Origin of the sequence: Limosilactobacillus coleohominis (genome assembly GCF_016901675.1) — a bacterium.
GTDB lineage: Bacteria > Bacillota > Bacilli > Lactobacillales > Lactobacillaceae > Limosilactobacillus > Limosilactobacillus intestinavium.
Map to the genome: position 1 here is coordinate 1 of NZ_JACJKU010000210.1, position 257 is coordinate 257.

The 257-nt window shown below is 35.8% G+C and carries 1 protein-coding gene; it reads left to right on the plus strand.

Going from position 1 to position 257, the window contains the following annotated elements:
* Positions 1–237: IS30 family transposase (locus H5975_RS09310; protein ID WP_204785653.1), on the plus strand; the 237-nt coding region annotated here is incomplete at its 5' end.
* Positions 238–257: the final 20 nt, after the last annotated feature.

A 257-nucleotide genomic window follows, 5' to 3' on the forward strand; every position in this document is an offset into this window, starting at 1 on the left:
GATTTGATAAACAAGCCAATGTTTTTCGCACACGCTTATTCTCCTCATGAACGTGGATCCAATGAAAACAGGAATCGAGTTCTCCGCCGATTTATCCCAAAAGGCAAGCCTATTGAACAAATATCCAATGATGAACTAATTGCAATCAATTGGTGGCTTAATTCGAGACCAATGAAATGTTTAAATTGGCAAACACCAATTGAAGTCTTTTTTAGAAACTTACATGATAATTGTTAACTTATTTCTTGCAATCTGCC